Genomic DNA, 14,673 nt, shown 5'->3' on the forward strand with positions numbered 1-14,673 from the left:
GATTATCCATAAGAAACTTATGGTCGCTTGACTCGGCTGTGACGTTTCTGAGTGATGGATATTTTGGTGCTTGTTCTAAACAAGTGCTGGAGGTTCAACAAAGATTGCGATCGCATCAATGGTTTGTTTTGCACTATTAGCAGTAGACATTGGGCTATTTGCTAAATAAATATTTTTATTGGATACCACGTTTAGGGCAAGAGACGCGATGAATCGCCGTCTCTACAAATCGGGTGCTATTCTTTTAGGTGATTGCACTTAAGCTGAAACTAGGATAAACGCTTTACATGACTTCTGGAGCGCTGCCTGCCAATCCCTTTGTGGCTGCGGGGATGATTGAAGACCCCAGGCTGTTTGTTGGTCGTAAAGATGAATTACACGCGATCGCATCTCGGATGAAGGGCGATCAGCCTACAAGTATTAATATAGTTGGCGAGAAGCACATTGGTAAATCTTCGTTGCTGCATTATTTCGTTCTGACTTGGCAGCAGCGAGTATTAAACAACAGCAATAATTATGTGGTAATTTACCTACCGTTACGGGGTGTAGATTGCCAAACTGAAACGGGTTTCTATGAGGCTGTAGCTGAAGGTTTACTGAGTCACGTTCAGGGATGGCAACAACACAGTCTGCAAAATTGTTGGAAGAGTAAGCCGCTTAATCGTCAAGCTTTTTCAGATGCGGTTAAGCAATGGAAACAGCAAGGAAAGCTACCCGTTCTCTGTCTGGATGATTTTGAAAGCCTTTTGAAATATCCCGATAAATTCGATAATGGATTTTATGACAATTTGCGATCGCTGATGGATAGCAACGCCTTGATGCTAGTGGTGGCTTCGCGTAAACAATTGGATGTTTATGCTAACGAGCATCGGTTTGTCTCTAGTTTTTTCAATCTTGGTCACACTATTTCTTTGAATGAACTAACTACAGATGAGGCTATTGAACTGTCGCGCTTACCAAGTCGCTCTACAAATGGTGCAGCTTTGAGTGTAGATGAACAGAGTCATGCCCAGCAATGGGGCGATCGTCATCCTTACAAGTTGCAATTGGCTGGTTACTATTTGTGGGAAGCACGTCAACAAGGCAAGGCAATCAAGTGGGCGAAACAGCAGTTTAAACAACAGCTTGGAGATCCTAAATCAAAACCAAAAGGAAAATGGTGGCAATCATTGCTGGGTTGGTTATGGGATATACCGTTGCATCTGGGTCGTCTAGCCACATTCATTGGTACGAGTTGGGATGATGTTAAAAGCAGAATCACTGGAATGTTGATTCTGATTGTGATTGGTTTGGGCCTGATGCGTGTGCTTACCATGCCTCAAGTACAGGAGTGGTTGGGAACAATTTTTAACTTTGTGAAATAGTTATGAGTAACAAGTCCCCAACATCAGGCTTTTGGAATTATGTGGGTGAATGCGTGCGCCTGCTGTATTGGATTTACTCCAAGCCTTTTATCTTTGAGCGTTGGCTGCGCGATATTCATCCAGAACTGAAGCGGATAGATAACCCCTTTGATAAACGGGCTGAGTTCGGTACTAACCCCCGCCTGCGTCGCTATGCTGGGCAAATTTGGTGGCTAACTGCTGTAATCCCAATGGTTGCCGTATTGCTGGTAGCACCAATTTACACTCTGGTTAGTAGTGAGTCATTTAAGTGGTTTATAAGCTTTGTTTTTTTGGTGGGCTGGTTTATAGGAAGGCTTCTAGATCGTGGTGGTAATAAAAATAGGCTAGTTATTTTTCTTGTTGCTGTACTTACCTATTTTCTTACAGCTAGATTTTTATCAGGCGTGGCGTTAGGCGTGGCGTTAGGCGTGGCGGCAGGCGTGACGGCAGGCGTGGCGGTAGGCGCGGTAGGCGCGGTAGGCGTGGTGGCAGGCGTGGCGGCAGGCATGGCGGTAGGCGCGGTAGGCGCAGTAGGCGCGGTAGGCGCGGTAGGCGTGGCGGTAGGCTTGGCGGGAGGCGTGGCGGCAGGCGTGGCGGTAGGCGTGGCGGTAGGCGTGGCGGCAGGCGTGGCGGCAGGCGTGGCGGCAGGCGCGGCGGCAGGCGTGGCGGTAGGCGTGGCGGTAGGCGTGGCGTTTATTTTATGTGTGCTGCGGGTTTACTTGTGGTTGCCAGAATTACTATGGATACTCACCCTGTTTTTATTGTCTCGCAATGGAAAGCGAGTAAATTGTTTGCGATATCTGCCCCCTCGCTTTGATGAATTGATTATTTTGCCTCTGCCTTTTATGGATGTGATGATTGTAGAGGCTTATCGAAACAACCCAGTCGCTGCCCGTGAAACTATTAATTATCTAATTACATCCACCAATCAGCAAAAAGTCGCAGCACAGGCAATTTCTGGTATTGCTGTAGATATTCTCAATCGTTGTCAGAGGTTGAGCGATATTGTAGAAATTGCCAACCAACTAGCGTGGATTCCCTCACCACCACCAAAGGAACTTGGCGTTGTACTACCCCAATTTTTGGAAATCAGTCAGAATGTACGGGCATCAGAGGAAGCAACTTCACCTTTTCGTAAATATGAGTTACTCAATATTCCCATCACTGCATTACGCCAACTGGGGCAAAGTCTAGCTTTGACTAAAGATGCTCGCGTTGCTGTCTCTTTTGGCAACACTTCACAAAGCTGGCTAACTATACTAGAGACGGCGCAGCGCACTTTAAACGAACAGGCACAGCAATCAAAAGAAATTCGCCAAGTTTATATTGCTGGTAACTCGCTAGACCCCGAAACAGCGAAGAATCGTTTCAAAGGGCGAAAGGACATATTTGAGGAAATCGAATCGTTGGCGCTTTCTGAGCAACCGCCAGTGTTGTTACTCTACGGAGGGCGGAGGACAGGGAAAACCTCAGCGCTGAAGTATCTACCTTACAGAATAGGAGCAAATATTGTACCTTTGCTAGTAGATTTACAAGGAGCAGCATCAGCCACAACCTTAAAAGGATTGGCTGAAAATTTAGCTCAACAAATTATCGAAGCTGCACGGCGATTACCCCGCACAGTAAAGTTACCTTATCCAGATGCCAAGAAACTAGCTGAAGATCCATTTCCCGCGCTGCAAACTTGGTTAGCAGAAATAGAACGCAGCAACTCTGGTAAGCAATTTCTCCTCTGTCTGGATGAATATGAACGCCTCGGTGAGGTAGTGGAAGCAACAAGCAGCCGTGCGCCTCTCAATTTTATTCGTAACCTGGTGCAACACCAACGTAAGTGGATTTTACTTTTTAGTGGTTCGCAGGAGTTATCTGAACTTGATGATTACTGGAGTGACTATCTAATTAACACCCGTGCTTTGCGAATGACTTACTTGCAAGAGTTAGAAGCCCGCGATTTGATTCAACAGCCAGTAGAAAACTTCAGCGATATCTATGAACTAACTGCTGTAGATGAAATTATCCGACTTACTCGCTGTCAACCTTATCTCGTTCAGTTGGTGTGTTATGAGGTGGTAGAGTTGCTAAACCGCGATATCAGAAAAAACAGGCGAGAAGCAGATACAGCAAAAGCTACTGCACAGGATGTTCAAGAAGTTATACCTGTTGTGCTTGAGCGAGGCGATCAGTATTTTCGGGAATTATGGAAGAGTTTAACAGATAGCGATCGCTCTCTCCTACGCCGGATAATCTACGGGGAAACTCCCACACAGCAAGACAAAGGCGTTATCCGCAAACTAACGCGAAAAGAAATCTTGACTCCAGAAGGCAATGCTTTTCAAGTGCCTTTAGTACAAAAATATATAGAACAGTTGCTAGAAGAAGAGTGATATAGACAATTTTATTTAAGTTGCGAAATTAGTCCTAGAGGCAGGCAACAGGCAATAGGCAATACAATAATCAGTCCTTTGTAGAGACGGCGATTTATCGCGTCTCTTGCCTTAACCGAACCGTATTGAGAGTTTACCTACTTTCAAAAACATGGGTGTAGGAGAGAACAAAGTTTTCATCGTTATTGTCGCAACCGATATCGCTACAGTCATAAAGGAAGCTGCTACAGACTACGCAAAACACGGAAATGTGAACGCAGAACCTTCTACAGACTACGCGGAATACGGAAACGTGAACGTAGAACCTTCTACAGACTACGCGGAATAAGGAAACGTGAACGCAGAACTTCCTACAGACTACGCAAAACACTGAAACGTGAACGCAGAACCTTCTACAGCGAAAGCAGAAGTTGCTACCGTTATAGTTTCGTGCCGTAATTAACTATGAAACATCACAGTTACTAAAGGTAACAAAGCTAACAGAAAGCCATGCCAAGATTGCAATTGATTTTCTGGGGTTGGTTCTGATGGTGCTAATAAAGCTTCTACTCTTTGTTCTAAACGATCTGCACCAGAGGAACCTAATGCAGCACAGCAAATTTCCGATAAGACGGGGCTGCTACTAACTACTAATAATAGTGATTCTGCTAACACCAGAGGGTCTACCTGCAATGCTGCATAACCATCGGCACGGAGTTCGCGCAAAGCTAAAAGTTCTTCCCACAAAGGCTCTGTATTCGGCAACCATGCAGTGCAAGAACGCACCCAACCCAGCCAGAAAAACCAGAACGTATCCCTATAATGGTGATGCCCTTGCTCATGGGCTAAAACGCTTTCTAAATGAGCGGGTGAGAGAGTTTGCATTAATCCTTGGCTAACCACTAATTCTGGTTGCCAAAAACCAATTTGACCTGCAAACAACGCGCCCGTTTGCAGCAGTCTGGCTCGTCTATCGCCAACATTCACTAAAGGGCAGTTACGGGCAGATTCAACAGACTGCCAACCCTGGAAAGCAAGTTTAATACATGAAATGGCAAAAAATGCCAAATAAATTAATGCTAGTAAATAGCTAATTGAGCCTGTATACATCCCGCCCATTTGACCTTGAGGCCCCATGAACAGGACAGCGATCGCAGTCATGAAAATTAGCAAGGGCGGGAAGAGAAACAAAAATAGCGATCGCTGCCACCGCAGATTCCAATTACCTTGGTGTTGATTCCAAGCGGATCTTAACCACCAGGCAACTGCCAAAGAATTCAAAATCATTATCAGATGCATCATTTTTCCTCCCTGGCTTGGCGTGCAGATTGAATACGTTTGGCGATCGCTGCTATTTGCTCACTAGCTGCTTCATCCAGACTATCAGCAAAAGCTGCAACAACATCGGGGTTTCCCACTGCCAGAAATCGCTGTAACTGCTCATGAGCTTTGATGACATCTGATTGCTGCTTACTCAGCATTGGCCGCCAATAGAATGCTCGCTCTTTTTTATCGCAGGCTAACCAACCTTTATCAGTGAGGCGACGTAAAACTGTGGTGACAGAAGTATAGGCTAATTCGCGGTTGGGATCAGTCAAAATGCGATCGTGTACATCTTTGACTGTGGCTGAACCAAGTTCCCAGATTATATTTAAAATTTCCGCTTCCAAGGGGCCTAAAGATAGTTGTTTAGGGCGGTAGTCGGGTAAAGGTGCCATAGCGATTTCGATTTGAGATAAGCGGACTGGAGGTGAAAATTTTAGTTTTGTTTGGCAAGCTTAGTCAGTATGCGTAGTGGTGCTAACTTGGAATGCCAAATACAGCTTGAGAAAGTCTGTTCTTGTTTTACATTACAGGATAATGCAGCAAGTCTGAAAATCTATAAGCATAAAAATGGACTTTTTGAGTATTTATGTATTGAATGGGTTACATAGTGTATTTTGATGCTAGAAAAATCTTTGGGAGTAATTGTAACTATAGTTAGTGTCACCAACTGGGTAGAATGTTATTTGCGGAAGTTGTATTAAAGCAGGTGTATCCAGCGCGTGAAGCTATTCGTATACCACACTCCTGAATTGACTCCAACAGGTAAAGCGCCAGAATGTGCGATCGCAGTCGATGTTTTGCGGGCTACTAGCACAATAGCGACAGTTTTGGCAGCTGGAGGCGAAGCTGTACAAGTATTCAGCGATTTAGACAAGTTAATTGAAGTTAGCGAAAAATGGCCCGATGAAAAACGGCTACGGGCTGGAGAACGCGGCGGGGCGAAAGTACCTGGCTTTGAGTTGGGTAACTCTCCCCTCGACTGCACACCAGAATTAGTGCAGGGGCGACGGTTGTTTATCAGTACCACTAATGGCACTCGTGCTTTACAACGGGTACAAGACTCCCCAAATCTATTAGCAGCAGCCTTGATTAACCGGGCGGCGGTGGTGCAATTTCTCTTGGAGAAGCAACCAGAGACAGTGTGGATTGTCGGTTCCGGTTGGGAAGGTAGTTTTTCTTTAGAGGATACAGTTTGTGCGGGTGCGATCGCTCATAGTATTTTAAAACAAACACAGTTGTCACCAGAAGAACTAGCTGGTAACGATGAAGTGGCTGGTGCGATCGCTCTTTACTCTCAGTGGCAAGATAACTTATTAGGATTATTCCACCAAGCTAGTCACGGTCAACGATTGTTGCGTCTTGACTGTCTAGATGATTTAAAATACTGTTCCCAAACCGATATTTTAGATGTTTTGCCCATACAACATGAAACGGGAGTTTTAAAAAGAGGATAGGGAATGGGGGCAGGGAGCAGGGAGCAGGTGGCAGAGGGAGACAAGGGGGACAAGGGGGACAAGGAAAATGAAAATAACCATTCCCTATGTCCCATTCCCAATTTTCAAATCCCTAAGCATTTGTCGGAGTCTTTGTCGCCAATGAGGCGCATAAGTCCCTAGAATCGCAGAAATTTTCCCACAAGCAAGCACAGAATAGGCTGGGCGACTGGCTGGTGTTGGATATTCGGCAGTTGTAATGGGGACAATACGTTCAACTTTCAAAGGGAAGCCTAGCTGTTGGGCTTCTTCAAAAATGGCAACGGCAAAATCATACCAGCTAGCAACGCCGCTATTCGTGTAGTGATAAGTGCCACTAATTTCTGGGGTTAACTGGGGAATCGTCTGGGCGATGACTGCGGCTATATCTTGCGCCCATGTCGGGCTACCAATTTGATCGGCGACAACACGGAGTTCTTGGCATTCTGCACCTAGTCGCAGCATGGTTTTGACAAAATTACTTTTGCCAAAGGTTCCATAAACCCAAGCAGTACGGAGGATGAGATAATGGGCGCAGGCTTCCCGAATTGCTTCTTCTCCAGCAAGTTTGGTTTTACCATAAACACTCAAGGGATTAGTTGCATCGGTTTCCTGGTAAGGGCGATAGCCATTACCATCAAAAACATAATCGGTCGAAATATGAATTAGAAAAGCTCCTAATTTTTGGCTTTCTTGGGCAATAATTAGGGGTGCAGTAGCATTAATAGCGATCGCAAGTTCAGGTTCGCTTTCAGCTTTGTCTACAGCAGTGTAAGCAGCAGCATTAATAATGATTTGCGGTTGCTTTGCTTTGATAAAGTTGCGGAGGTTATCGGGTTGGGCAAGGTCTACTATTGGGCGTGCTACTGAGATAACATCGCCATAACTTGAGAGGATTTGTTCTAGTTCCTTGCCTACTTGACCGTTGCTACCAATCAGCAAAATTGATTTAGTCATTTGTCACTTGTACTGAGCGGAGCCGAAGTATTTGTCATTTGTCATTTGTCCAAGAGAAGCCATGCCCACTCTTTAACGTGGTTTGAATTAGTTCGATGAAAGACAAAGTTTTTCCGCACACTATAAAAGTAAGCTTAGGGTATAGCAAGAGGCTGGGTATCTGACCAATGACCAATGACCAATGACCAATGACCAATGACTACTTAATCAAATACTTCAGCCGTTCTCAAAGGTTTCCCCGCTTGGTCTTTAGCTGATAAAATTGGTGGCCCACTCACGGGCCAATCTATCGCTAAATCTGGATCGTTCCATAAAATTGTGCGATCGCTTTGGGGCGCGTAATAATCTGTAGTTTTGTAGAGAACTTCAGCTATTTCTGAAAGTACGAGGAAGCCGTGAGCAAAGCCTAATGGTATCCACAATATGCGTTTGTTCTCAGCGCTGAGTTCTGAACCTACCCATTTACCAAAGGTAGGAGAGCTTTTTCTAATATCTACAGCTACGTCAAAAATAGTACCAACAACAGCACGGATGAGTTTACCTTGGGGCTGTTGGATTTGATAGTGCAATCCACGTAGAACGTTTTGTTTAGAGCAAGAATGGTTATCTTGGACGAAGTTCGTAACAATCCCTATCTCTTGAGCAAATTTTTGGTGGTTGTAAGCTTCAAAAAAGAAACCGCGATCGTCTGCAAATACTTGGGGTTCAATTTGCAGAACTTCAGGAATCTTGGTATTTACAATGCTCATTAATATTATTTATCGGATGTGCCGCAGTATTTTGATTGTTAGATGAACTTCGCATTCATATTTTACAGGCACTGTGTTCCAACTTTAATGGTGGCTTGTCCTATTTTTAATAAGTGAATTAGGTCAGTTCAATTTGACAGTCATCGCCAATCAAAAATCGCAAGGCTTTGGGGCGACGAGGTGCAAGACTCAATTGCGCTCTTTGTCCAATCACACTATCAATAATGCGCTGATGGATTCCGGCAATTTTTGCACCTTCTAAAATCACACTGTGTTCTAAATCAGTATCAATGAGTGTGACGTTGTTAGCAATACTACTATAAGGGCCAATAAAGCAGTTTTCTAAATGACAATCGCTACCAATGACTACTGGCCCCCGAATTGTGCAGTTAATTACTTTAGATTTTGCACCAATTTTTACTCGTCCAATAATCTGACTTTGAGAATCAATTTCGCCCATAACTGATGCTATCAGATAGGTATCGAGAATCAATCGGTTAGCTTCTAACAAGTCATCTTTTTTGCCAGTATCTAGCCACCAGCCTTTGAGATTGTAGGCTACAACCTGCTTTTCCTGATTAATCAGGTGTTGAATAGCATCAGTTATTTCCAGTTCGCCTCTGGCAGAAGGTTGGATATTTGCGATCGCATCATAAATCAGGTGAGAAAAGAAATAAACCCCTACTAATGCCAGATTTGAAGGAGGAACTTTGGGTTTTTCAATTAACTGTAATACCCGTCCTGTATCATCTACTTCAGCTACACCAAAGGCGCTAGGGTTAGCAACTGAACGTAAGAGAATCAGAGCATCTGGCTGTTGTTGGCTAAATTGTTGTAGAAAGTAACGTAACTCACCTAGTTGAATCAGGTTATCGCCCAAGTACATGACAAAGGGAGAATCACCTAAAAAAGGATGAGCTACTTGGACGGCGTGAGCAAGTCCAAGTGGCTTATCTTGTACGATGTAGGTGATGTTCGCTCCAAAGGATTCTCCATTTCCGGTTTTCCCTTGGACTTCTGCCCCGGTTTCTGGACTGATGATGATGCCAATATCAGTAATACCAGCCGCGACCATTTCTTCAATGCCGTACCATAAAACAGGTTTATTAGCAACTGGTACAAGTTGTTTTGCCCCGCTATAAGTGAGGGGACGTAAGCGTGTACCTTTACCGCCAGAAAGAATTAGTGCTTTCATCAGGATTTAGAATTAATTATCAAGTCATTAGTCAAGATAATCTGAAACCTTGACAAAATCCCAAATCATTGCATTTAAATTCTGGCGTTAGTTTATAGGTAACGGGATAAAACTTCGGCGGTTGCTTTTCCTGTTTTTTCCCAACTGAACTGTTGGGAGTGAATAATACCTTGACTAGAAAGGTGCGATCGCAGTGCCGAATTAGTTGCGATCGCCTGCATCGCCTCTGTAATTTCTCCGGTATTGTAGGGATTTATGAGAATCGCCGCATCACCAGCCACTTCAGGTAATGAGGAGAGATTGGAGGTAATGACGGGAGTACCACAAGCCATTGCTTCCAGGACAGGTAAACCAAAACCTTCCCAGAGACTAGGGAAAACCAGTGCGATCGCTTGATTAATTATTTTTGGCAATTCGCTATATGGTACATAGTCAAGGAACTTCACCTGATTAGTTACACCCAATTCTGCAACTTGCACTTTTAAAGTCGGGGTGTAACGCGAATCAATTGGCCCTACCAACCATAGTTCATAGTCTTTGCAGTTAGGTAACGCCGCAAAAGCACTGATGAGTCGCTGGATGTTTTTGTATGGATCTTGGCGGCCGATGTAGAGAAAGTAGTTGCGGGTGGGGAGGTTGAGAGGAAGGAAGTGAGTGCGATCGTGCGCTAAAGGAATCGCAGTAATTTTGCTGGCGGGAATTTGGTAAAAATCTGTGATGTCTTTAGCCGTAGTCTGAGAGATACAAATAATGTGTTGCGCTTGCTTAAGAACTTGGGGAGTGTAGTAGCGGTGGTAGGGTGTAAGTGGTGAGAAGCGTTTGCCAAAGCGCAACGGTATCATGTCAAAAGATGTGACAACAAAACGACAATTGCTATAAAGGGGTGCTTCCGGGAGCGGGGAGAATAAAAGACTAGATTTGAGTTTTTTATAGATTTTTGGTAATTGAAATTGTGTCCAGATGAGTCGGTTTAAATGACCTTTTTTACCGTGGTCTGGGGTTAAATTTGACGGTATTGGATAGCAGTCAAAATCAGGATATTTTTGAGTTACTAATAAAGTGGGTTGCAAAGATTTTAAATAAGGAAAAAGATTTTGAGCATAGTTGCCTATACCCGTTGGTTGAGACAAGAGAATAGATAGGTTAATAATTAATTGATTAGAGGAAAAATCATCTACTATATTCATTTATTATTTTTTCATTTGGCTATAATGCTTGTAGAATAATAATTTTTATATAACTTTTTTAAAATTAGAGAATACTACTACGGTAACTTAATAACCGTAAATTTTTATATAGCTTTTATAATAATCATACCAAAAGATGTGGAAGCAAAACGATCAATTAATAACTTTAAATGTGCTTCTTGTGGTATATCATGTACTTGACTGTAGTATGGAGGAATATCAATAAATTTATCTAACACACAAGAACCAATATTGAAATCTAGGGGTGCTACTTGATGTCCTGCCGCAGTTAGTTTTTTAGCAATTTGTTCAAAATCTTTTTTTCTAAAAAGCACTGTTCCGTTATTGTCAAGAGTTTCTTCTTCTTCTAAATAATTAAATTCTGTGGTTTGTATACTTATTCCTCCAGGAACTAGAGTCTTTAGAGAATTTTCGATAAATAGAAGTCCATTTTTAATGCTACCTAGATGTTCTAATGCACAAGCAGACCAGCAGAAATCATATTGACCTTCTAAGTAAGCAGGAATAGCATTCATATCGACATACTTTAGACTCACATTTTTAGTAAATAGTTCTTTTGTACATAACTCAGGACGGAATATCTTTTCTAAAGAAGACATATTTTGTTTAGTTTCTATCCAACCTTGTGCAGATGATGCTGTTGGATCTAAATCTGTAGCCGTAATTGCAATATCATAAGCAGCAAGAATACTTGGCAGAGGTTCTTCACCACAACCAAAACCTAAACCTTTACGTCCAGGAATAAGTAAATCGTATTCATATAAGGCTTGTAAAATATAACAAAATTCCCACAGTTTTCGATGGTATGCTACAGGAATTTTCATCTCTTGACACCAGTAGAAAAACCAATCTGATTGAATATCATTTTGTTGACAAGCTTTTGATTGTAAGTTGATTTTTTGTGGTGATAAATTACTAGGTATTGTCAACTGCTTACGTAAATTACGAGCATACTCATAGCCGAAAGTTTTAATGTTCAAGCTTATAGCATCTGCTGTTAAAAGTAGTCTTTCATTTAAAAAAGTAAGGTTAGGCTGCTGTTCATTTGTTTTTATCACTGCATTCAGAACTTCCTGACTTTCTACCTTTGGGACTTCCTCTCTTTCTGCATTCAGGACTTTCTGACTTTCTGTATTCAGCATTTCTTTACTTTTATAAGGGACGTGATAATTTTTTCTCAATAATCTTGATATGCTCAATATACCTTTTACGATTTGCGCTATTTTATCTAACATAATTTTCGACTCGCTTTTTAGTTTGTTGTGTAAAGCTTAATTACTTATTTTTGGTCTTTTAACAGAATTATTACTAACAATAAACAGGTTTTTTAATAATTTATTTAACAAACAATAGAGGAATATATCTCTTTTGTAAACCGGGGTCTGGTGTTAATTTTATGAAATCTTATATTCATAGCATTCATACATCCCAAAAATTTATCATGAAGTTAATAATGTCAGTTTAAGAGATTGCAGATTTGCAAGAATCTTTAAAGCGTAGGTTGTTATACCTGTGGGTTTCTTAGATAAAAAAGATAGATTGACTAACAAATTTTTAAGCTTTTCTTTAAACTTAATTTAATTATACAAATAAGAGAGAAACTCCTCAGCAGATTCTTGCCATGAGAATGGTACATACTCATTTCTGATGCGCTCTACCAAATTATTGTAGTAAATCTCTGAATCAAGTAGCTCTTTTAAAGCTTCATACAGTTCTGTTGGTTGAGTAGGAGAGAAATATCTACAAAAATCACCTCCTACTTCAGGTAAAGAACCACCATTGCTAGCGATTACAGGTTTACAGTGTTGTAATGCTTCTACCACAGGTAATCCAAATCCTTCATAAAAGGAGGCTTGAACTAAACAGTAACAGTTTTGATAGAGAAAATCTAGTTGAACATCGGTAACAGAACCTAGTATTTCTATAAGCTTGCCATACATTTTATTCGATTCTATCAAATTATCAGTTTCTGAGTCCCAACCTTTATTACCTGCAAAAATTAAAATTACATCATCATAACTAGAATTTATCAATAAATCAAAAGCTGCAATGATGGTTTTAATATTTTTATGAGGCACTAAACTGCCAACTACTAAAATATATTTTTTATTAATTAATTTCTGCAACTTTACATTGAGGCTGTTATTTTCTTCACTTAGTAACAAATCATGTTTAAAATAGTTACTACCTAAACGAAAGCTTTGAACAATTTGTGACTTATTATTAGCTAATATTCCTTGATTTATTGCATTACTATAATCTTCAGCACTTTTCTTAGAAATACATAATACCTTATCGAATAAAGGAGAATAATCGCTATAAAATTTTATAAAAGCTTTAGTAAATCTCTTAGAAGAAAACTCTGGAAATTTTATTGGAATGAGGTCATAGCATATAACTACAATAGTAACTTTATGTCTTTTTAAAAGTTGTAAAAATCTATAGTAAGTTTTAGGTAAATCCCAGTTAGCATCAGCTATCACATAAATATCTCCTGGCTGAATTATAGAACCTTCAAATTCTAAAAAAACTTTTTTGTTTGCTGAATTTAAATCAAACCAATCAATTAAATTTAATACATACAAAAAATTTATAAATTTATTTTTCAGCTTCAAAAGTAGAGCTTGAACTTTTTTATTTATTTTAGTTAGATTGAGATATTTTTTAACCTTGACAAAATGCTCATTTTGCTTTTGACTAAGATTAGTCACTCTCTGCATAAAACTACCATCAAACATAACTGCAACTATTTCTATGTCTGTACAGTTTGAGCTTATTTGCAATAATTCAGAAGTGAGTTCTCGAACTACTCGATGGATTCCAGTATTTTTATATGTATGTTTTGTAGTATGAGTACAATCTAGAAATATCTTCATCCTAAAACCTACTTAAAACTATTTTTCTTGTAAATTCTTAATAATTTTTTACTTAAAAAACTTACCTAAGAAAATCCATAACTAAAAAACTCAGTAGTTACATTCTTAGGTAAGCTATTTTACTTTTTTCCTAGTCTCAAGTTAATGGTTATCTATGATTAAGAAGCTAAATGAGCTAACTGCTTAATTTCTTAAGGTCATAATCAACCATTAACTCGACCAATTGATTAAAAGAGTATTGAGGCTGCCAACCTATTGCAATTTTAATTTTATCAATGCAACCAACTAATTGCACTGGTTCATCAGCGCGATAAAAAGCGGGGTCAACCGAGACATAATCTTGCCAATTAAGCCCAACGCAGTCAAAAGCACACTCAACAAGTTCTTTAACAGAGTACGTTTCACCACTGGCAATAAGGTAGTCATCGGGTTGTTCCTGCTGCAACATCAGCCACATAGCGTAGACAGCATCTTTGGCATAGCACCAATCACGACGGGCATCTAGATTGCCTAATTTTAGTTCATTTGCCAAACCTAATTTAATTTGGGCAACTGCGTGCGTGATTTTGCGAAATACAAATTCTGTCCCACGTCGAGGCGATTCGTGAGTATAAGTAATACCACAACAGTTATAAAGGTTGTATTTCTGCCGATAGTTGACAGTCATCCAATGAGCATAAGCTTTGGCAACTCCATAAGGATTCCGGGGACGAAAGGCAGTGCGTTCGGTTTGAGGCGATTCGTCGGGTTGACCAAAAACTTCACTACTGGATGCTTGATAAAATTTGGCATCAGGTTTGCAGCGACGAATAGATTCTAAAAGGCGAGATACACCGAGAGCAGTATATTCAGCAGTAAGAGCCGGTTGTGTCCAAGAAAGTGGAACGTAGCTTTGAGAGGCAAGATTGTATATTTCGTCTGGTTGGCATTCGCTCACTACATCCATAAGGGATGATTGATCAAGCAGGTCGCCAGATACGATTTGAATGTCGCCATAAAGGTGGGTGATACGCTCTAGGTTACTGGTGCTAGAACGGCGGACTAGACCAAAGACTTGGTAGCCTTTTGCTATAAGTAGTTCGGCAAGATATGAACCATCCTGTCCGGTTAACCCGGTGATTAGGGCTTTTTTTGTTGTCATG

Annotated in this window: 12 protein-coding genes; 3 read left to right on the plus strand and 9 right to left on the minus strand. The window is 41.0% G+C overall.

What is annotated here, in order from left to right:
* Positions 1-287: 287 nt before the first annotated feature.
* Positions 288-1,364: an nSTAND1 domain-containing NTPase gene (locus tag V7K69_RS22215; RefSeq protein WP_335038289.1), complete on the plus strand. Its 1,077-nt coding sequence runs from the start codon at positions 288-290 to the stop codon at positions 1,362-1,364.
* Positions 1,365-1,366: 2 nt separating this feature from the next.
* A complete protein-coding gene (locus V7K69_RS22220) occupies positions 1,367-3,769 on the plus strand; it encodes an ATP-binding protein (protein WP_335038291.1) in 2,403 nt (800 codons plus the stop codon).
* A 438-nt stretch (positions 3,770-4,207) separates the two neighbouring features.
* Here V7K69_RS22220 and V7K69_RS22225 read toward each other — a convergent pair whose 3' ends face one another.
* Both V7K69_RS22225 and V7K69_RS22230 read right to left on the minus strand, forming a co-directional pair.
* Complete coding sequence (locus V7K69_RS22225) at positions 4,208-5,047, minus strand: M56 family metallopeptidase (protein WP_335038366.1); 840 nt, start codon at positions 5,045-5,047, stop codon at positions 4,208-4,210.
* Complete coding sequence (locus tag V7K69_RS22230; RefSeq protein ID WP_094329782.1) at positions 5,047-5,466, minus strand: BlaI/MecI/CopY family transcriptional regulator; 420 nt, start codon at positions 5,464-5,466, stop codon at positions 5,047-5,049. The genes V7K69_RS22225 and V7K69_RS22230 overlap by 1 nt, the downstream gene beginning before the upstream one ends.
* Before the next feature lie 327 nt (positions 5,467-5,793).
* Between V7K69_RS22230 and V7K69_RS22235 the strand changes: the two genes are divergently transcribed.
* The gene (locus V7K69_RS22235; RefSeq protein WP_335038293.1) at positions 5,794-6,528 is read left to right on the plus strand and encodes a 2-phosphosulfolactate phosphatase family protein; all 735 of its coding nucleotides are present in this window, start codon (positions 5,794-5,796) and stop codon (positions 6,526-6,528) included.
* Between the two features lie 84 nt (positions 6,529-6,612).
* Here V7K69_RS22235 and rfbD read toward each other — a convergent pair whose 3' ends face one another.
* From rfbD to V7K69_RS22270, 7 genes are all read right to left on the minus strand, one after another.
* Positions 6,613-7,503 (minus strand): dTDP-4-dehydrorhamnose reductase, encoded by an 891-nt coding sequence (rfbD, locus tag V7K69_RS22240; RefSeq protein ID WP_335038295.1) that lies wholly within the window; start codon positions 7,501-7,503, stop codon positions 6,613-6,615.
* A 203-nt stretch (positions 7,504-7,706) separates the two neighbouring features.
* Entirely contained in the window at positions 7,707-8,252 is a 546-nt protein-coding gene (gene rfbC / locus V7K69_RS22245; protein ID WP_335038297.1) for a dTDP-4-dehydrorhamnose 3,5-epimerase, read from the minus strand.
* A gap of 118 nt (positions 8,253-8,370) precedes the next feature.
* Complete coding sequence (locus V7K69_RS22250; RefSeq protein ID WP_335038300.1) at positions 8,371-9,447, minus strand: glucose-1-phosphate thymidylyltransferase; 1,077 nt, start codon at positions 9,445-9,447, stop codon at positions 8,371-8,373.
* A gap of 92 nt (positions 9,448-9,539) precedes the next feature.
* The gene (locus V7K69_RS22255) at positions 9,540-10,634 is read right to left on the minus strand and encodes a glycosyltransferase family 4 protein (RefSeq protein WP_335038302.1); all 1,095 of its coding nucleotides are present in this window, start codon (positions 10,632-10,634) and stop codon (positions 9,540-9,542) included.
* Positions 10,635-10,738: 104 nt separating this feature from the next.
* On the minus strand, positions 10,739-11,890 hold the full coding sequence (locus tag V7K69_RS22260; protein ID WP_335038305.1) for a hypothetical protein: 1,152 nt from the start codon (positions 11,888-11,890) through the stop codon (positions 10,739-10,741).
* Between the two features lie 342 nt (positions 11,891-12,232).
* Complete coding sequence (locus tag V7K69_RS22265; RefSeq protein WP_335038307.1) at positions 12,233-13,531, minus strand: glycosyltransferase family 4 protein; 1,299 nt, start codon at positions 13,529-13,531, stop codon at positions 12,233-12,235.
* 175 nt (positions 13,532-13,706) lie between these two features.
* The gene (locus tag V7K69_RS22270; RefSeq protein ID WP_335038310.1) at positions 13,707-14,672 is read right to left on the minus strand and encodes a GDP-mannose 4,6-dehydratase; all 966 of its coding nucleotides are present in this window, start codon (positions 14,670-14,672) and stop codon (positions 13,707-13,709) included.
* Between the last annotated feature and the right edge of the window lies 1 nt (position 14,673).

Origin of the sequence: Nostoc sp., from assembly GCF_036917775.1 — a bacterium.
GTDB lineage: Bacteria > Cyanobacteriota > Cyanobacteriia > Cyanobacteriales > Nostocaceae > Nostoc.